This window comes from Paraburkholderia terricola, assembly GCF_900142195.1.
Lineage (GTDB): Bacteria > Pseudomonadota > Gammaproteobacteria > Burkholderiales > Burkholderiaceae > Paraburkholderia > Paraburkholderia terricola.
Map to the genome: position 1 here is coordinate 13739 of NZ_FRAB01000040.1, position 16277 is coordinate 30015.

At 61.9% G+C, this 16277-nt stretch carries 17 protein-coding genes and 2 pseudogenes; 12 read left to right on the forward strand and 7 right to left on the reverse strand.

The window, feature by feature from the left end; translation table 11 throughout:
- Positions 1 to 2: 2 nt before the first annotated feature.
- From BUE39_RS26140 to BUE39_RS26155, 4 genes are all read left to right on the forward strand, one after another.
- Positions 3 to 1343: a TraB/TrbI/VirB10 family type IV secretion system protein gene (locus tag BUE39_RS26140; RefSeq protein ID WP_073431607.1), complete on the forward strand. Its 1341-nt coding sequence runs from the start codon at positions 3 to 5 to the stop codon at positions 1341 to 1343.
- The gene (locus tag BUE39_RS26145; RefSeq protein ID WP_073431608.1) at positions 1340 to 1810 is read left to right on the forward strand and encodes a TrbG/VirB9 family P-type conjugative transfer protein; all 471 of its coding nucleotides are present in this window, start codon (positions 1340 to 1342) and stop codon (positions 1808 to 1810) included. Before BUE39_RS26140 ends, BUE39_RS26145 begins: the two co-directional genes overlap by 4 nt.
- A gap of 197 nt (positions 1811 to 2007) precedes the next feature.
- Positions 2008 to 3030, forward strand: a complete 1023-nt coding sequence (locus BUE39_RS26150; RefSeq protein ID WP_073431609.1) for a type IV toxin-antitoxin system AbiEi family antitoxin — start codon at positions 2008 to 2010, stop codon at positions 3028 to 3030.
- Positions 3031 to 3061: 31 nt separating this feature from the next.
- Positions 3062 to 3910, forward strand: a complete 849-nt coding sequence (locus BUE39_RS26155) for a nucleotidyl transferase AbiEii/AbiGii toxin family protein (RefSeq protein WP_073431610.1) — start codon at positions 3062 to 3064, stop codon at positions 3908 to 3910.
- Between the two features lie 39 nt (positions 3911 to 3949).
- Here BUE39_RS26155 and BUE39_RS26160 read toward each other — a convergent pair whose 3' ends face one another.
- A complete protein-coding gene (locus BUE39_RS26160; protein ID WP_073431611.1) occupies positions 3950 to 4369 on the reverse strand; it encodes an ACT domain-containing protein in 420 nt (139 codons plus the stop codon).
- Positions 4370 to 4560: 191 nt separating this feature from the next.
- Between BUE39_RS26160 and BUE39_RS26165 the strand changes: the two genes are divergently transcribed.
- The 4 genes and pseudogenes from BUE39_RS26165 to BUE39_RS26180 all read left to right on the forward strand — a co-directional run.
- Positions 4561 to 4785, forward strand: a complete 225-nt coding sequence (locus tag BUE39_RS26165) for a helix-turn-helix domain-containing protein (protein WP_073431612.1) — start codon at positions 4561 to 4563, stop codon at positions 4783 to 4785.
- Positions 4786 to 5188: 403 nt separating this feature from the next.
- Positions 5189 to 5869, forward strand: coding sequence for a DUF3577 domain-containing protein (locus BUE39_RS26170; protein WP_073431613.1), 681 nt, complete (start codon positions 5189 to 5191; stop codon positions 5867 to 5869).
- Positions 5870 to 6251: 382 nt separating this feature from the next.
- Positions 6252 to 6755 (forward strand): annotated as a pseudogene (locus tag BUE39_RS26175) (helicase); the annotation flags it as partial.
- Between the two features lie 374 nt (positions 6756 to 7129).
- Positions 7130 to 7462 (forward strand): annotated as a pseudogene (locus tag BUE39_RS26180) (tyrosine-type recombinase/integrase); the annotation flags it as partial.
- Here BUE39_RS26180 and BUE39_RS26185 read toward each other — a convergent pair.
- The gene (locus BUE39_RS26185) at positions 7404 to 7808 is read right to left on the reverse strand and encodes a helix-turn-helix transcriptional regulator (RefSeq protein ID WP_327083070.1); all 405 of its coding nucleotides are present in this window, start codon (positions 7806 to 7808) and stop codon (positions 7404 to 7406) included. The pseudogene BUE39_RS26180 and the gene BUE39_RS26185 overlap by 59 nt on opposite strands.
- 884 nt (positions 7809 to 8692) lie before the next feature.
- On the opposite strand from BUE39_RS26185, the gene BUE39_RS26190 reads away from it, so the two are divergent.
- A complete protein-coding gene (locus BUE39_RS26190) occupies positions 8693 to 9034 on the forward strand; it encodes a hypothetical protein (protein ID WP_073431614.1) in 342 nt (113 codons plus the stop codon).
- A 10-nt stretch (positions 9035 to 9044) separates the two neighbouring features.
- Here the strand turns inward: BUE39_RS26190 and BUE39_RS26195 are convergent, their stop codons facing one another.
- Both BUE39_RS26195 and ribA read right to left on the reverse strand, forming a co-directional pair.
- Positions 9045 to 10034, reverse strand: a complete 990-nt coding sequence (locus tag BUE39_RS26195; protein ID WP_143031999.1) for a tyrosine-type recombinase/integrase — start codon at positions 10032 to 10034, stop codon at positions 9045 to 9047.
- A gap of 221 nt (positions 10035 to 10255) precedes the next feature.
- Positions 10256 to 10906: a GTP cyclohydrolase II gene (gene ribA / locus BUE39_RS26200; protein WP_073431615.1), complete on the reverse strand. Its 651-nt coding sequence runs from the start codon at positions 10904 to 10906 to the stop codon at positions 10256 to 10258.
- A gap of 268 nt (positions 10907 to 11174) precedes the next feature.
- Between ribA and BUE39_RS26205 the strand changes: the two genes are divergently transcribed.
- The gene (locus BUE39_RS26205; RefSeq protein ID WP_073431616.1) at positions 11175 to 11618 is read left to right on the forward strand and encodes a CBS domain-containing protein; all 444 of its coding nucleotides are present in this window, start codon (positions 11175 to 11177) and stop codon (positions 11616 to 11618) included.
- A gap of 259 nt (positions 11619 to 11877) precedes the next feature.
- On the opposite strand, the gene BUE39_RS26210 is transcribed toward BUE39_RS26205, so the two are convergent.
- Together BUE39_RS26210 and BUE39_RS26215 are read right to left on the reverse strand one after the other, a co-directional pair.
- A complete protein-coding gene (locus BUE39_RS26210; protein WP_073431617.1) occupies positions 11878 to 12222 on the reverse strand; it encodes a DUF4148 domain-containing protein in 345 nt (114 codons plus the stop codon).
- 273 nt (positions 12223 to 12495) lie between these two features.
- Positions 12496 to 13143, reverse strand: a complete 648-nt coding sequence (locus BUE39_RS26215) for a DNA-3-methyladenine glycosylase (protein ID WP_073431654.1) — start codon at positions 13141 to 13143, stop codon at positions 12496 to 12498.
- A 365-nt stretch (positions 13144 to 13508) separates the two neighbouring features.
- Between BUE39_RS26215 and BUE39_RS26220 the strand changes: the two genes are divergently transcribed.
- Both BUE39_RS26220 and BUE39_RS26225 read left to right on the forward strand, forming a co-directional pair.
- Positions 13509 to 13874, forward strand: coding sequence for a BON domain-containing protein (locus BUE39_RS26220; protein ID WP_073431618.1), 366 nt, complete (start codon positions 13509 to 13511; stop codon positions 13872 to 13874).
- Between the two features lie 379 nt (positions 13875 to 14253).
- Positions 14254 to 15336 carry a calcium:cation antiporter gene (locus tag BUE39_RS26225; protein ID WP_073431619.1) on the forward strand — a complete coding sequence of 361 codons (1083 nt, stop codon included), beginning with the start codon at positions 14254 to 14256 and terminating at the stop codon, positions 15334 to 15336.
- A gap of 16 nt (positions 15337 to 15352) precedes the next feature.
- Here BUE39_RS26225 and BUE39_RS26230 read toward each other — a convergent pair whose 3' ends face one another.
- Positions 15353 to 16246 (reverse strand): LysR substrate-binding domain-containing protein, encoded by an 894-nt coding sequence (locus BUE39_RS26230; protein ID WP_073431620.1) that lies wholly within the window; start codon positions 16244 to 16246, stop codon positions 15353 to 15355.
- Positions 16247 to 16277: the final 31 nt, after the last annotated feature.

Consider the following 16277-nt stretch of genomic DNA (forward strand, 5'->3'; position numbering starts at 1 on the left):
TCATGGCCGCCCCCGAAAACAGCGGTCACAGCAGTTCCCCGCTCACGCCCAATCCCGAGCGCCTGACCCGTGTGCGGCGCGATCTCGCGAAAATACTGCTGGTCGCGCTAGGCTCCGCACTGGTCGCGATTGTGCTCGTCCACGCACTGTCTCACCCGCACGAGACCGCCGCCGAACGACGCGCGAGGGAGCAACTCGATGCTGAGGCCCGGCAGCCCAGGGCATCACCGGATGCGCTCCGCAAACGGCTGGAGGACCAACGCAATCTCGCGATGGCTCGTGCGGGACGCGAAACGGCCAGCGCCCCGCTCGGGGGCACGCCGCTTGACGGTATCCCCAAGGGTGTGCCCGGCGATGACGCAGCTCCACTTCCTCCCAGGGATCACGCTTCCGGTCAGTCGTCGGCGAACCGCGATGCCGATCGCCTTGCCCTGCAACGGCAAATCGAAGCGATGCAAAGCCAGTCGCTCGTCGCGTACGAAGACACAACGCGCGACACCCGGGGCGCATCGGGACAGACATCCAACGTCCAGGATCCGAATCGAATTGCGGGGAGTCTCCCGAACCTCCCGGAGACGGCCCCCGAGGCCGCCACAACGGCCAACGGCGCGCCTGGTACAGCGTCGCCTCCATTACAGCAGGCGGGTGTCGCGAGCGCCATCGACCGGCGCAACGCCGACTGGCTGAATCAGCAAGGCAATGAGGCCGACGATGAAAAACCACTGGTTCCAGTCCCGCTCAAGTCACCGTATATGGTACTGGGCGGCACGCCAGTTCCGACCGTCATCCTGCAGGGCGCGAAAAGCGATATGCCCGGTAGCTTCCGCGCGATGGTTGACCGCGACATCTATGACAGCATCGATGGGCGCTGCAAGCTCATCCCGAAGGGCACGCGCATTCTCGGTCGGACGAACAACGATGTGGCGATCGGCCAGGACCTGATGCTGATGGCCGCCACCCGAATGACCTTCCGTCATGCGACGATGCGACTCGACGGACTGACGGGCAACGACCCTGACGGCGAGGCCGGTGTCAGTGCGGACGTCGACAACCACTTCTTCCGGATCTTCGGCTCGACGTTCCTTATCGCGGGCGTCGCCGCCTGGATCGGCCACAATCAGAGTCAGTCGAACGGTACGACGATCAACGTCAACGGCGGTGTGGCCACTGACCTGTCGTCGGCTGCGGCTCAATCACTGTCGCAGACAACGCAAACCATCCTCCAGCGCAACATGAATATCCAGCCGACGCTCAGGCTGGAGCCGGGTCAACGCATCACGTTCATCACGCAACGAGACATGATGCTGCCACCTGGCGTCACTGACGGGATCTGCCATCGATGAAACATGCGACCACCCTGCTTTCCGTGCCCGTCCTGTTCGCCAGTTGCCTGCTTCAGTCGGCCTGCGCCGAACCGCCCGTCGTGACGGGACCGGTCTACAACTTCGACTGGCGTCTGACCGGCGCCGCCGAAATCGAGCCATACCAGGTGTTCGACGACGGACAGAAGATCTATCTGCAATTCGCCGATCCAAAACACGTCCCCGCCGTTTTCGCCGACACCCCGGGTGGGCTCGTGCTCCTGCACTGGCGTCCCGATCCGCCGTACATCGTTGTCAACCAGATGGAAAACGCACTGGTGTTTCGCGCCGCTGGTGGGGAAGCCCGGGCTGTTCGGGCCGAGCCCGGCGGTCCGCCGCGGATGGCACGCTTCGGGGCAGCCCGACCATCCGAGGAAAGCGCGGTCAGCCCGCCCCAAGTCGTCGGCGGTGTTCGCACCGGCGTCAACCCAGGTTCCGGGGATAAATAGGGAGGGACAAGATGGACACCGGCAGTCGTGGTTCCTCGTGCGAATCATCCATTCGCACACAGCTATGTCCAAATAATAAGGTTGTCCACGTTACGTGAACACAGAATTTTTCTGGACAAGTATCCGGCTATATCCAAAATCTCTTCGTGTCCACGGAACGTGTACAATCAGAATAACTGGACAAACTTGGACACGCCATGCCCACCGCCGCTCAAGATTTGTCTGCTCTGGTGCAAGCTGCCGCGACGGCATTTGGCGAGGCGACCGGCATTCCTGCCCATGCGCGCAAGGCACCAGCCGGGTCAGGAGCCGATGCCGCACTGGAATTTCACGTCGGCGCGCGCCGCTTCAAACGTCCGGCGCACGTCAAGCAGACGATCGACCGGTACGGCACGGTCGCCGCATTTCGCGCGCACGCCGCGCCCGGCAATGACGAGAGGCTGTTGCTCGTCACGTCGTATCTGTCGCCGAACATGATCAACGCGTGCCGCGACATGCAGGTCGATGCGCTCGATCTGGCCGGCAATGCCAGCCTCCTTCTCGGCGACAATGTCATTCTCGTCTCTGGCCGGCCGCGCCTCGACAGTGCGCCCATGCAGAGATCGTCCTGGACCCGGTCGACGCTGCGGGTTGCCCTCGCGCTGCTCATGGATCCTTCGTTGCTGGTAAAGACCTATCGTGACATTGCACAGGTCGCGGGCGTCAGTCACGGAACCGTGCAGAATGCCATTCACGGCATGCGGGAGCGTCGCGATCTCATTGAACGGCGCGGCGAGCCTGGCTTGCAGTTCACAGACAAAGACAGGATGATCGACGAATGGACCACGCTGTACCCGTCGCTCCTGCGCGGATCACTTGAGCTGGGGCGATTCCGCACCGACATGGCCGACTGGTGGCAAGACGTTCCGGACATGCGCGACCGGTGCTGGTTTGGAGGAGAGCCGGCGGCAGCGATGCTCACCGGTTACCTGAAACCAGCCACGTTCACCCTATACTGCGCGAACGAGGTACCGAGGGAGTGGATCGCCAAGGCTCGCCTGCGCCCTGATCGGGATGGCAACATCGAATTCCTGAAGTCTCCGATCCGGTTCACGACTGCGGCCGGGTACCCGCAGAACGTTGTACCTCCGCTGCTCGTCTACGCCGATCTCGTCGCGAGTGGTGATTCCCGCAACCTCGAAACCGCCCGGTTACTGCGTGAACAATATCTCTCCGCTTGATCCGCGTCCCCATCGCGCCTTTCCACCGGAAATGATCGCGCTTCTGCGAGAGGTGGCCGTTGCGGCCACTGCCAGGGGCATCCCCTGGTTCGTCGGCGGGGCAAGCGCGCGTGACATGCTGTTCACGCATGTTCACGACATTGAACCGACGCGGGCCACGGCGGACGTCGATATCGGTATCTCCATCGAAAGCTGGGCCGGGCATGAGGCGCTCAGAGCGGAACTGCTTGCGTCAGGTCACTTCGAGCAGCGGGGTAACGCGACGCACCGGCTCCATTACCGCGTACCGGCCACAGGCGTCAGGACATGGCTCGACGTCGTCCCATTCGGGGGCATCGCGGACGGCAGCGGCGAGATAGCCTGGCCTCCGGACCAGGCGATCCGCATGAACGTAGCTGGCTTTAAAGAAGCGCTACGCGCGGCGGTGCCGGTGCGCATGGATGCCGACCTCGTCGTGCCCGTCGCTTCGCTCCCGGCCCAGGCGATGCTCAAGGTCATCGCCTGGCAGGATCGTCACGGCGTCGATCGCAAGGACGCGAGCGATCTGCTTTTTCTGCTTGCGTGGTACGGCGAAGCGGGAAACCTCGAAAGGCTGTACGCCGACGATGGCTTCGATCTGATCGAACAGCATGACCATGACCCCGACATCGCAGGTGCAGCGCTCCTCGGTCGGGACATGGCAGATATCGTTACGCCGGAAGTGAACGCGCAGATCCTCGCCGTTCTCGCGCCGGACAACCCGTCACCGCTGATACTCACGCACATGATGGCAAGCCGCATGCGGATTCCCGGAGGCGATTCGGCTGAGCGGACCGGTCAGCTGTTCGATGCGTTCCGCCAGGAATTTCTCGCGGCGGTTCAGCGCCGCAGCGGCGCATGACCGCCGGAGACCACGGCAGACCTCCCTGCCCGTGCGCGGCTAACCGGCCGCGCCCTGTGCTGCCCTCGACTGGAGGTCCGTTAATTGAGCAATCGCATCCGTTGCGCGCTCGACGGGCACAAAAATGTGATCGTGGAAGGCCGCAGCAACGACGTTGCAACTGATACTGGCCTTCGTCAGCGCCTCAGCCACCGCAGCAGTGAGCCCCACTGCCTGCAGGTCCGAGTGAACGCTCAACGTGATCCACGCCGCCCGGAAAAGCACCGGCAGATCCTCACGCACGGCCGTCGGCTCATCGATGATGACGGTCAGCCCTTCGCGCTCTCGAAACGTTGCCAGCGGTGCGAGCTGCGACACATCTCTATCCGCCCGCACGCACGAGAAGACATAGGCACCTTCATTCAGTTCTGGCTGCATGGACGCAAGCAGCTCTGCGAGATCCGAAACCGGTTGGCTCACTGGGTTTCCTGTCGGAGAGAAGTCAATCGGGCAGGACACCGGCAACTACGATTGCGAGCGGCGCCCGCGTCGCTTTCACAGCGCCATTGTGACTGACGCGAAAATTGTCACTCATAGTGCGTCCTATCATAGAGCGTGGTCTCAAACAGGTCAAATCCGTACGCTTCGATATCCTTCCGCTTGAGATATTGATGCAGTACGACCCGCTTGCCCTGTTTGGAAAACGCCTGATTGCGCTTCGCAAGGCGCGCGGCTGGTCGCAGGAGCGCCTGGCGCTCGAAAGTGGCCTCGCCCGGTCATACATCGGCGGCATCGAGCGGGGCCAGCGCAACATCGCCCTCTATAACATCTGCGTGCTGGCCTCCACACTCGGGGTTTCACCCGCTTCAATGCTCGAATTTGATGAGCTTGCGTGACGGCTCGAATTCCTTCGCGGCTGTTCACGAAGCCATCGTGGCCGATCGTTGGTGACCGTGTATCGACCGCGGCGACAATGTGCAGATCGTGAGACATCGTGACGCGTCGTGAGCTCAACATTAATCCCGTTATACCGGCCTCGTACGAAAAAAATATGGCACGGTTATCGACTTGATTTTTGGATTTCGCCGACTATGATTCGCGATTGAAGTTGCCCGCTGGAGCCCTTCCAGCATCCTTGCAACAACGTCGCCCTGCGACACCTTTCGCGGTCGTGCTTCGTCCCACTGTCTGGACCACCGCAGGTCGTTTGACCGGAAGCTTCCTTTGTGCCCGTCTGGGGAATTGCCATTCCCCGCCACGGGCCCTGGCGATTCCCCTTTTTCGTTCTGGAGAATCGTCATGAATCAGGCTGTCGAATCCCGTAAGTATTTCGATCTTCATCTGCGCGGTCTCGGGTATCTGTCCCGTGTACGTGATGTCACCACCAAAGGCAATGGTCGCAGCAAAGCCAGGCCTTTCCTCGCATGCGCCATCTCCGCGTTCCATGGCGACCCGAATGTCGAGAACGGCATCGTCTATCTCCCGCTCGATCTGATCGTCGCTGGCGAAAAGGCCAGAGAAGCGGTCCGTTCCGTGATGGACGACGCGAACGATCCCGATGTGAAAGTCCTCGTTTCATTCCGCGCGGGTGATCACTACATCCGGACGTTCGAGCGCACCGGCAACCGCGCTGGCGAAACCGGCGCAGTGCTCAAGGGGCGCCTGCTGAAGCTCTTCTGGATCAAGGTTGACGGCCAGGAGGTCTACCGTGACGCAGGCGACGAAAGCGAAGAACGCGACGACGCCGACGCCGGAAACGACCAGGCGCCGGAGCGTGTCAACGGACAGGTGCCGTCGACAGACGGTCGTGATCAGCACGACACGAACGGCGTCGATGAGCCCGACAGCGGTCGCAACACACCGGAACCACGCAAAGTTTCAGCTTTGCCTGAGCGCACTGGGCCGCGTACCAATCGCTATCCGCCACTGCGCCGTCACGGCAACGCGAATACCCGTCGAACCGATACCAGCGCCGAGTGAACGGCGATCTCTCGTCCCCCGCCACGCGCGGGGGGTCTTCTCGCATGACTGGTTTACCGGTTTTCCCGAGCGACGCACACGAAACGCTCTGGAAAGCCGGCACCGGCCACACTGCGCCCTGGGTTCACGGTGGCCCGACCACGCCGTGCCGTTTGTGCCGGAATGATTTCCCCGGCCCAGACACGCGCCTGGCAGATTCAACTGCCAGGCGTCATGCGTCATTCGCTTCTCATGGGCAGCCACGGCCAATGAAGGCCAATGACGCATGACGGTTTCACTGCTGGCCTGCCAGTTTGCAGGCCCGTCCGTCGCCGCGCGAGGCGACACCTTTACAGCCCCCTTCCGGTGTCACTGTCTGCACGGCTGTTCCCGCGTCACGTGACGCGGGCTCCGGAATCACCTCCTGTCACGCCTTCGGACCTCACCTTGTCCAACCCTCGCGGGGATGAAGAATCTTCTCGATGCAATGGGCGTCAAGGCATCGGTTCTTCGTGCGAGCGTCCCTGCGGAAAAGCGCGAGGACTGGGTCGCCGACCAACTCGAACGCGGTGCCGAGGTCATCATCACGAACCCGGAACTCGTCAAGACCGGACTCGATCTGCTCGAATTCCCGACGATTGCGTTTCTTCAGTCGGGCTTTAACACCTACACGCTGCAACAGGCTGCACGCCGTAGCTGGCGTATTGGTCAGACGCACGACGTCACGGTGCGATTTCTTGCTTACGAGGCCACCACGCAGATGCGGTGTCTGAAGCTGATGGGACAGAAGATCGCCGTCTCGCAGTCCACTTCCGGCGATATGCCGGACTCCGGTCTCGACATCCTGAACCAGGGCGGAGAAAGCATCGAAGTCGCGCTCGCGCGACAACTCGTGAATCAGGAGTAGCCCGGAATGATCAGTTGGACTCCTGATCGCTTGTTCAGACCGCGTCCATCACATCGGATGGCGGAGCTGCCAATGCCCGCTCTTTGGGTCGGCAACCCAACTTCGCATTTTCCTGAAACCTATGGAGGTATATACCATGATTCAGTTTCTTGCTTCGGACTTACGCCCGGTGCTCGTTGAAGCCCGCCTGCACGCCTGCCACGTCCTGCTGGTCATCCGCTCGCGGCTTCGACCTCGATGGTTTCCTTCGTTCAGGTGCCGAAGCGCGGCCATGGGTACTCCAACAGACGCGTACTTTGCGGAAAGTCGCTGCCCGATTCCGGTAGCCGATACAAACGTGTAACGGTCACTTTCATCGCCTCTTCCGGGGATCGTTTCCTTCGTCGCGCGGAACGTCGATGAATCAGACCGTGATACAGCACGGCGTCTACTATCATCAGCCGTATTGCAAGATCGCTCCGAAGCATGACCGGCCGCGATTGCCGGTTACGCACTGGTCAGCCCACGATCTTAGACGCACGACCCGGACGCTGCTGGCAACGCTGGGATGTCCCAATGATATCGCCGAGGCAGTCCTCGGCCATGTACAGCCTGGAATCGTCGGCATCTACAACCGTCACACGTACGACAGGGAACGGCGCGAGTGGCTCACGAAGCTGTCGCATCGCCTTGAGGAGATCGCTGCGACGTATCCGGCGAAGAAGTAGGCCGGCGACGCCGATTGCTGTGGCCAGTGTTCGGCGGTGGGAGCAGATCCGATATGGGGCGCTTCTCAGCCCAGTCCTCAACCTCGCGTGTGAGCCATGCGACGCGTCGGCCGGACAGCATCCGGGGCTTAGGGAACTGGTTCTCGCGAACTAGCTTCTGGACGCTCGCCTCGGAGAGGGAGACAGTTGCCGCCACGGTCGGAAGATCTAGGTAGAGCGGTTTCATACTCGTCGGTGCGGGCATGCTGCGGTCCTCTAGTTTGAAGGTGGCGCTGACCAGTGAACCTCTTTTAGTTGGGTTTCCTGCGAACCGCATCATTGGCGCCGGCTGCGCCCCCCGGATCATGATGCTCCGTCGAAGAGTTCTCTGCTTGTTCGAGGCGTCGCCCTGTGCGACACGACACTGATTCGACAGGCGAAACCGTCAGTATCAGTGGGCTTGTCGGAAGTTAGTCCTCGGTAGCCAGTACGAGACGACCGCTACCATGTGCGGTACGTTGCCGACAGCTTGTGGTGCGTCGTCAGGCCAAGAGTAATCGCCCGGGGCAACCCCGGTTTCTCAGGGCGGGAAGGAAAGAACGCTTCCGGTCAAAAAAGACCCGCGGTGGTCCAGACACAGAGACGAAGCATGACCGCGAAAGCTACCGAATGAGCGCCGGTACTGAAACGAGAATGGACACGCTTAAGCATGCGGCTCCAACCGCTTATGATAGCGGCTCGATTCGGAAAGACAAGGAACAATACGCACACTGATTTTTCGGATGACCGAAGCAAACTGGTTGAATGCAAGATCCAAGTTCACGGCATTTCACGATACCTCACGATTTAAAATAGGACGCTTTGTATTGCCAGTCGGGTTATTGGCGTAGCCCCTCGAGCAGGGCATCGATAGTTTGTCGGTCTGCGAGTGCTAGGCGAGTACCGTTCTTGACCTCGAACTTTCGGTGTACTCGCAAAGGTGCTCACCGGCACACGGCTCGCCTTATTCCGGGATAGACGCCAACGGACAAAAAGCTCGGCAAGTTTCGGTCGTCGATTTTGGCTATTTGATTCCTTTGTACCGCTGTGGTCAATACTTCGAGGACCAGGAGAGGACTCGAATGGAAATCATAACCGTATGATCTACAAAACAAGTATGAAGTTTTTGTCCGGTGAGTGTACTCATTAACGTACTCAGCTGTGGCGCGTTTTAAAATTTTCGTTTGGCCGTCGCGAAAACGCGACGTTTGCTTGCGCGACTTCTGCTTTCTCCAAAAATATATGGATAGGGCGAAGGTGGCTGGAGGCTCAAATCCTCTCGCCTGGACCGAAGAAATCAAGGCCTCATGGATGGTGGCCTCAAGCAAAGTGCAACACCAACCAGCGCCGGGGGACCTGGCCGCAGTCGAGACCCGACTGCGCGACGAGCTGGAGGTATGGACGTGCGCCTGGTATGACGAAGCCGTGGCAGCGAATTTCGTGCGCCCGCCGTATCACCCGGACGCGACGATCATAAAACGTCTCCAGGGCTACTTCCACGCCGGCCTGGCGCCGGCTGAAGCTGCAGTGGCATGCTTCGGAAGAAACCACTGAAACGGCGCGGTCATTGCGTCCTCGCTGGGCACGGATAAATCATGCGCAAGGCAGGCAACAGGAATGTTCCCTTGGCCTGATCGAGGCGTCGTCGAACAACGACCTCAGCTCGGCCTATGAGCGGTACACGCAGATCCGTCGCTCTCTCGTTATGAAGCCCCTTGGTCTTTTGCTTCGGGATCGTCCACCAGAGGCCATCGGCTTCCTCCGCAATCTCCGTGTTCTCCATAGTGACGATCTCGCCGCCCCTCGTGCCGGTCCAGAGGTAGAGCGTCAACGCGTCAGCAACAGTCAAACTGAAGTTTGGCGACCAGCGGATCAATGTGCCAAGTTCCTCTACCGAGAGGACGCGCTTCTGAGTCCCGGTGTATTTCCCCTCTACCTTGCGCCCTTTACTTTTCAGCCGCCCCCGGAGAACCTCCCTCCACCAGTTTGCGGTCTGTTCCGGCAGGCGACCAGCATCAAGCGCGTAATGCCATGCACTACCAAGCTCCATGCGGAGCCGCGCCGCTAGCATAGGCGTCGCCCGATATGATTCGAGGAAATCGAACGCCTGGGCGCGTGTGATCGTGGCCGCCGGCACGTCGGCAATTGGCTCCAGCATTGCCTTGAATATACGTCTGACTTCCACCGCGCCCTTCGTCTTCCGGGTAACGTCCACGTAACCCTCGAGGTAGTCGCGGCAGAGTTGCCTAACGGTGTAATCGGCGGGCGACGGGCGCGCATCTGGCTTTTCCCTTTTTCGGCGCAGCGCTGAGGGTTCGGCGCCAGAATCCCGCGAGACCCGATGCTTTTCCCATGCGGCGATCGCTGCCGCAAACGCCATCGCCGGCCACTCCCCGAGCTTGATCTGCCGCATACGGCCGTCGACGGGCGACTTGTAGCGATACGTCCAAGACTTGCGGCTCATCGAAGCCTGCAGGCGAAGTCCCGGAAATCCCTCAAAGGTCATGTGCTCGCCGCTCGGCAGCTTGGCCGCGACACGTGCATCAAAGCGCATTCTTCTCTCGGCGTAGGTTTTTCCGAAAGAAGAATACACGGCGTAGGTTTTCGGCACAACGCCACGAAAACCTACGCCGACTCACTAAGTTTAGGCAAGTGACGACAAGCGGAGATCGGCAAGGCGAGGAGGCAGGGATCGTTAAATTTCAATTAAAATTCAGTGACTTACGACCACTACTAGACTAGTTCGGACGACTCCAGATAGGTTTGGAAATTCCACTATTCGTTCTCGTCGAAGTAATGACCGAACTTCAACTGCTTGGTGCGGATGTAGCGCTCGTTTTCCTCGCGCATCGGAATCGCCAGCGCAACCCGCTCGCACACCGGAATGCCGTGCTTGGAGAGCGTGTCGAACTTCTCCGGATTGTTGCTCATCAGACGCACCGAGGTCACCTTCAGCGTGCGCAAAATGCCCGCCGCCGAATCGTATTCGCGCGAGTCGTCGGGCAAGCCGAGGTCGAGATTGGCCTCGACGGTATCGCGCCCCTGCTCCTGCAGCGCATACGCGCGGATCTTGTTCGACAGGCCGATGCCGCGCCCTTCGTGGCCGCGCAGATACAACAGCACGCCGCAGCCTTCGGCTGCGATATAGCGCAGTGCGAGATCGAGCTGCTCGCCGCAATCGCAGCGATAGGAGCCAAGCACGTCGCCCGTGAGGCATTCCGAATGCAGGCGCGTGAGTACCGACGACTGGTTCGCGACCTCGCCCATCACGAGCGCGAGATGTTCGGCGCCACTGTCGACCACGCGAAACACATAGGACGTGAACGTGCCGTAGCGCGTGGGAAGCGTGGCGGTAGCGTCGAGAACGACGCATTCTTCGCTGATGGCGCCGTCTGCCGTGGGCGACGGATCGTGAGACGTGAGCATGGCGTTGGACAGTGGTGCTGACATGAACCCGATCAAACCGGGGATAAGGTACGGACTGGGAGTTTACCGCTAATCGGCACGGTGCACCCGATGCCCTTGCGCGGTGCATGGAGCCGCCCGGTGCCGCGCCGCTACCCGAACTCGGCTTGCGGCGCGCCCCAGGTATTCCCGAAGTACCGCGGCGGCGCGTCGCGCCTATACTGGAATGGCCTGTCCCTCACGACAACGCGCCGTGCCGGCGCGCCGCATAGCGAAACGGAGCCGCTCCATGACAAGCGTTGCACAGCTTCTTAAAACGAAACCGAACAACACCACCGTCTATACGATCGGGGTCGACGATTCCGTCTACGAGGCGATCCGGCTGATGGCCGAAAAAGGCATCGGCGCGCTCGTGGTGACGGATGGCGACAGCATCGCCGGCATCGTCACGGAGCGCGACTACGCGCGCAAGGTCGTGCTGATGGACCGTTCGTCCAAGGCCACGCCGGTGCGCGACATCATGAGCAAGGCCGTGCGCTTCGTGCGCCCCGATCAGAGCACCGACGACTGCATGGCCCTCATGACCGAACGCCGCATGCGCCATTTGCCGGTCATCGAAAACGACAGGCTGGTGGGCATGGTGTCGATCGGCGACCTGGTGAAGAACATCATCGCTGAACAGCAGTTCACCATTCAGCAACTCGAGTTCTATATTCACGGCGAGCGTCCTTGACGCACGGCGGCGCCTCGCGCGCCGCGCGATTCGACGCGAACACGCAGACGCAAAAAAAGCCCAATCCTTGACCGGGCTGGGCGAAGCTACCTTGCGGCAGCGGAGGTTCCTTGTATCGTGGACCGGGACCGCGCCGCGGCGGGCTGGCTACCCAGCGTGCCGCGCACGAGTCTCACGCCGGAACAAAGACACCGTGTCGTGATGCGTGCCGCATCGAGCGGCGCGCGGATTTCTGCTTTTCCAATACCGCGCTACCGCGTTAGTTACCGAAATAAACCGACTTCGGACCCGAGGTCGGCTGGACCGTGCCGCCCGACTGCGACGAACCGCTCATCGGCGCGCCGTAACCACTGGTGTCGGCGACCGGCTGCTGGGTTTGTGCGATGGCCGGGTTCTGTTCCTGCACGCGGCGCTCGGCGGCCTGGATATCGGCCGGATAAGCCGGATCGCTGGCGGTGGCCGGGTTATAGCCGGCGCGCTCCAACTGAATCAGTTCGTTACGGACTTCCGCGCGGGTCACGGGTTGCTGGCTCGATTGAGCGAACGAGGCGACCGGGGCCGCGAGAACGGCTGCGAGGGCAACTGCCTTGATAAACGAGTTCATGATGACTTACCTCCAGATTGGTTTTTTGCTTCGCTTGCCACACACCGTGAGCAGCGAGTGATTCCAGTCTAGTCACCGGCACGCCAAGGGAAAACCCTTAATTGAGAGATACATAATTGCCCTAATCGCAACAGTGCAGCGGAATTTACCGTCGCATGCGAATTGGGTCGAGGGTTCCCCGTAATAATGCGCGGCTTCGTAAGCCTTTGTGTCTGAGGTTTCCAAAACGCATCCTGTCCCGGCGGATTTTGCCGGCGCCCGTGCGCTTGCCGGTCAGATTTTCGCGCGAGCCTCGGGTCCGGCATGCGCGCTCAACAACAGCTTTCGCGGTCCGCTCACGAACGCGCTGCCCGGTTCGAAAAATCGCAACGGTCGATGCATTTCGCGCGACAGACCGATGCGCGTCGTCACGCCGACCGGCAACTCGCCTCGTTCGATCACGCCGATCCAAAGACCACGCCCAGTGCAAAGATCGCGGCCGTCGAACGCCTGGCCGATGCCGAGCGCGGTGGTCAAGCGGCCGGGTCCACGCGCGAGATCGCGCAGCGGCACGCCGGGGCGCCGCGCTTCCATCAACGGCAAACCTTCGAGCGGCTCGATCGCGCGAAACAGAATGCCCGCGCCGACCTCCTCCGCTTCCGCCGACATGTTCAGCATGTAGGACAAGCCATACGTGAGGCGCACATAGGCGTGACCTCGCGCGAGAAACATCGAGCCGTTATGCGGACGTCGGCCGATAAACGCATGGCTGGTCGAATCGCCGACCGGATACGCCTCGGTCTCGACGATCCGTCCGCTGATGCGGCCTTCGGGCAGATCGTGCACGAGGTACTTGCCGATCATGAAGCGCGCCAGGCCGATCGTATCGACCGGCAAATCGTCACGATGCAACGGCAGGATGGGAAGCAACGGTTCGGGCATGCGTTCGGCCTTTTTTAAAGCGCGCAGCGCGCGGTTCGATGGATGCGCCATGCCACGCGGTATCGCGACATGGGTCGGTTGTCATCGGCCGATGCGTTGTAGCCACGCCTCATTTCGTGGCACCGTCGCAGTCGCCGCGGCATCGATTGGAGTATCGTGTGTTTCCGGTCCGCGGCACAGCCTTTGCCGGCTCGCATGCGCCTCGGCCCGCTCGTATCGCATCACCTCGCCTCGATCAGCAGTCAGCTTGCATGCACTCGCACGACCCGCGGCACAGTCCCGTTCAGATTCGTCCCGAAGTACCGCAGTTGCATTAAAGCGTCCCCACCCGGGGACCGAAGTATTCACGACAACAGGAGAGTTCAATGAAAGCATTCACGGCAATCAAGATGGTCGGCGGCGCGCTGATCGTTCTGGCATCGCTCAACGCCTACGCGCAAAGCAGCGATGCGGCGACCACGGCGGCCCCCGAGGCAGCCTCCGCGGCGCCGACCGCCAAGCAGGCCAAGGCCGCCAATCGTGCCTTGGGCCGCAAGGTGCGCAGCGCGCTGACGAAAACCAAAGGGCTGAGCGTGGCCAATATCTCGGTGCGTGCCCGTGGCGGCGCGGTGACGTTGGCCGGCTCCGTGCCGGAGCAGCCGCAAGTCGATCTGGCGACTCAGGCCGCGCAAAGCGTCGCCGGCGTGACTTCAGTGAAGAACGCGCTGACGATCCGCCCGGTCGGACAGTAATTCGGTCGGCCACGACCGTAGCGGCAGATCCGGGCGTCGCTGGGTTCGACAACGCAGCGACGCCCGACTATCAGATCACTCAGGTTCAACCGGCTCGCTCCGGCGCCGCGCGCCGCCCATTCTCGCGAAGCCGCACTACACTGCAATCCACCTGTTTCCCGCGCAAGCCCGCTTGACCGATCGTTCTGGTCAAGCGTCGCCGCTTGTACGGTGACCTGCGGGACGCCGTCTGCGAAAATCTCGGCCGCGGTCAAGTATCCCTTATAATTTAATACGTTAGAACGCATTTATGAGAAGCCGCATGAGCTTCCGCGCTCACTTCTAGCCCACGTGGAACCCCTCCGCGCCAGTCAAAACAAGCAACAAAAAGGAAGCCCGAATGACCTCGACCGCGACCGTTCTACCCCGCTGGACCATTGCCGCGCCGTTCGTCGCCTGGATCGTGCTGGGCGCCGCCTATCTGCTGCCGGGCAACGGGCTGCTGCTCGCGTTGGTCGGCGCGGCGCTGTGCGCGGCGGTGTTTACGGCCGTGCACCATGCGGAAGTGGTCGCGCATCGCGTCGGCGAGCCGTTCGGCACCCTGGTGCTGGCGGTGGCCGTCACCGTGATCGAGGTCGCGCTGATCGTCTCGGTGATGCTGACCTCCGGCCCCGAAAAGGCCGGCCTCGCGCGCGACACCGTGTTCGCCGCGGTCATGATCGTCTGCAACGGCATCGTGGGCATTTGCCTGCTGGTGGGCGGCATCCGGCATCGCGAGCAGGACTTTCAAAGCCGTGGCGCGGCCGCGGCGCTGGCGGTGCTCGCCTCGCTGTCCGTGCTCACGCTCGTCATGCCGAACTACACGACCACCCGCGCCGGCCCGGTGCTGTCGCCGTCGCAACTGGCGTTCGCGGGCGTTTCGTCATTGGTGCTGTACGGCGTGTTCGTGTTCGTGCAGACCGTGCGGCATCGCGATTACTTTCTCGCCGACGTGCCCGACGAAGACGTGCATGCCGCCCCGCCGAGCAGCCGCGTGGCGCTCGCGGCCGGCGGTTTGCTGCTGGTGTGCCTCGTCGCCGTGGTGCTGCTGGCGAAGGTGCTGTCGCCGGTCGTCGAAACCGCGGTGCAGAACGCGGGCGCGCCGGCGGCGGTGGTCGGCATCATCATCGCCGCGCTCGTTCTGCTGCCCGAGGGTCTCGCGGCGGTGCGCGCGGCCCGCGCCGATCGCTTGCAGAACAGCATGAATCTCGCGCTGGGTTCCGCGCTCGCCAGTATCGGGCTGACCATTCCGACCGTCGCCGCGGTGTTTCTCGCGACCGGTCAGTCGCTCGTGCTCGGCATCGACGGCAAGCAAACGGTGCTGTTGATCCTCACGCTGCTGGTCGGCACGCTCACGCTGAGCAGCGGGCGCACCACGATTCTGCAGGGCGCCGTGCACCTGTCGCTGTTCGCGGCGTATCTGTTTCTGTCGTTCGCGCCGTGACGCGAAGTTCGCGGCCTCACTCCTGCCAATGCGCGGCGATCCAGTCGCGAAACAGATTGAGCTTTTGCTGATGCGCGGCTGAATCCGGATAGATGAAGTAATAACGCCAGCCGGTCATGAGCACCGTATCGAACGGCCGCACCAGGCGCCTCGCCGCGACGTCCTCGTCGATCAGCGCAAGGTCGCTGATCGCCACGCCGAAGCCCTGCAACGCGGCGTTGGTCGCCATGTCGAGCGTGTCGAAACTCGGCCCGTGCTCGGCGTCGATCGCCTGGGCGTTCGCGGCATCCGCCTCGCTCACCTTGGCGAGCCACATTTTCCAGTCGCGATGATCGCGCGTGGGATGCAGCAACGTGTGGCGCGCCAGGTCCGCGATCTCGTCCAACGGCTTGTCTTTCAGAAGATCGGGCGCGCACACCGGCGTCAGACGCTCCTCGAACAAGGGCACCGCCTGCACGTCCGCACCCGGCGACGAACCGTAGATGATCGCCGCGTCGAACGGCTCCATCTGGAAGTCGACGTCATGCTGCCAGGTCGTGGTGATCTGCACGTGCAGATCGGGATACTCGGCCTGAAAGCGCATGATCTTCGGCAGCATCCAGCGCATCACGCAGGTCGGCACCTTCAGCGCGAGATCGGTGCGCTGCCGCGTGAGGCGCAGCGAAATCTCCTCGATGCGCGCGAAGCTTTCCTTCACGGCCGGCAGCAGCAGTTCGCCTTCGGCGGTAAGCGTCAAGCCCTTCGCGTGACGCTTGAAGAGCGGGAACTTGTAGTAATCCTCGAGCGCGATGATTTGCCGGCTCACCGCGCCTTGCGTCAGGCAAAGATGGTCCGCGGCGCGCGTGAAGCTGCGATGCCGCGCGACGGTTTCGAAAATCTGCAGCGCGTTGAGCGGCGGGAGACGGCGCATCGAAAGAAGTCCAGTAGGGTCCAGTAAGGAT

What these genes read in the sequence shown, in the direction of transcription:
- BUE39_RS26140 (WP_073431607.1), top strand. Translation starts at nt 3, where the DNA reads ATGGCCGCCCCCGAAAACAGCGGTCACAGCAGTTCCCCGCTCACGCCC.
- BUE39_RS26145 (WP_073431608.1), top strand. Translation starts at nt 1,340, where the DNA reads ATGAAACATGCGACCACCCTGCTTTCCGTGCCCGTCCTGTTCGCCAGT.
- BUE39_RS26150 (WP_073431609.1), top strand. Translation starts at nt 2,008, where the DNA reads ATGCCCACCGCCGCTCAAGATTTGTCTGCTCTGGTGCAAGCTGCCGCG.
- BUE39_RS26155 (WP_073431610.1), top strand. Translation starts at nt 3,062, where the DNA reads ATGATCGCGCTTCTGCGAGAGGTGGCCGTTGCGGCCACTGCCAGGGGC.
- BUE39_RS26165 (WP_073431612.1), top strand. Translation starts at nt 4,561, where the DNA reads ATGCAGTACGACCCGCTTGCCCTGTTTGGAAAACGCCTGATTGCGCTT.
- BUE39_RS26170 (WP_073431613.1), top strand. Translation starts at nt 5,189, where the DNA reads ATGAATCAGGCTGTCGAATCCCGTAAGTATTTCGATCTTCATCTGCGC.
- BUE39_RS26185 (WP_327083070.1), bottom strand. Translation starts at nt 7,808, where the DNA reads ATGATCCGGGGGGCGCAGCCGGCGCCAATGATGCGGTTCGCAGGAAAC.
- BUE39_RS26195 (WP_143031999.1), bottom strand. Translation starts at nt 10,034, where the DNA reads ATGCGCTTTGATGCACGTGTCGCGGCCAAGCTGCCGAGCGGCGAGCAC.
- ribA (WP_073431615.1), bottom strand. Translation starts at nt 10,906, where the DNA reads ATGCTCACGTCTCACGATCCGTCGCCCACGGCAGACGGCGCCATCAGC.
- BUE39_RS26205 (WP_073431616.1), top strand. Translation starts at nt 11,175, where the DNA reads ATGACAAGCGTTGCACAGCTTCTTAAAACGAAACCGAACAACACCACC.
- BUE39_RS26210 (WP_073431617.1), bottom strand. Translation starts at nt 12,222, where the DNA reads ATGAACTCGTTTATCAAGGCAGTTGCCCTCGCAGCCGTTCTCGCGGCC.
- BUE39_RS26215 (WP_073431654.1), bottom strand. Translation starts at nt 13,143, where the DNA reads ATGCCCGAACCGTTGCTTCCCATCCTGCCGTTGCATCGTGACGATTTG.
- BUE39_RS26220 (WP_073431618.1), top strand. Translation starts at nt 13,509, where the DNA reads ATGAAAGCATTCACGGCAATCAAGATGGTCGGCGGCGCGCTGATCGTT.
- BUE39_RS26225 (WP_073431619.1), top strand. Translation starts at nt 14,254, where the DNA reads ATGACCTCGACCGCGACCGTTCTACCCCGCTGGACCATTGCCGCGCCG.
- BUE39_RS26230 (WP_073431620.1), bottom strand. Translation starts at nt 16,246, where the DNA reads ATGCGCCGTCTCCCGCCGCTCAACGCGCTGCAGATTTTCGAAACCGTC.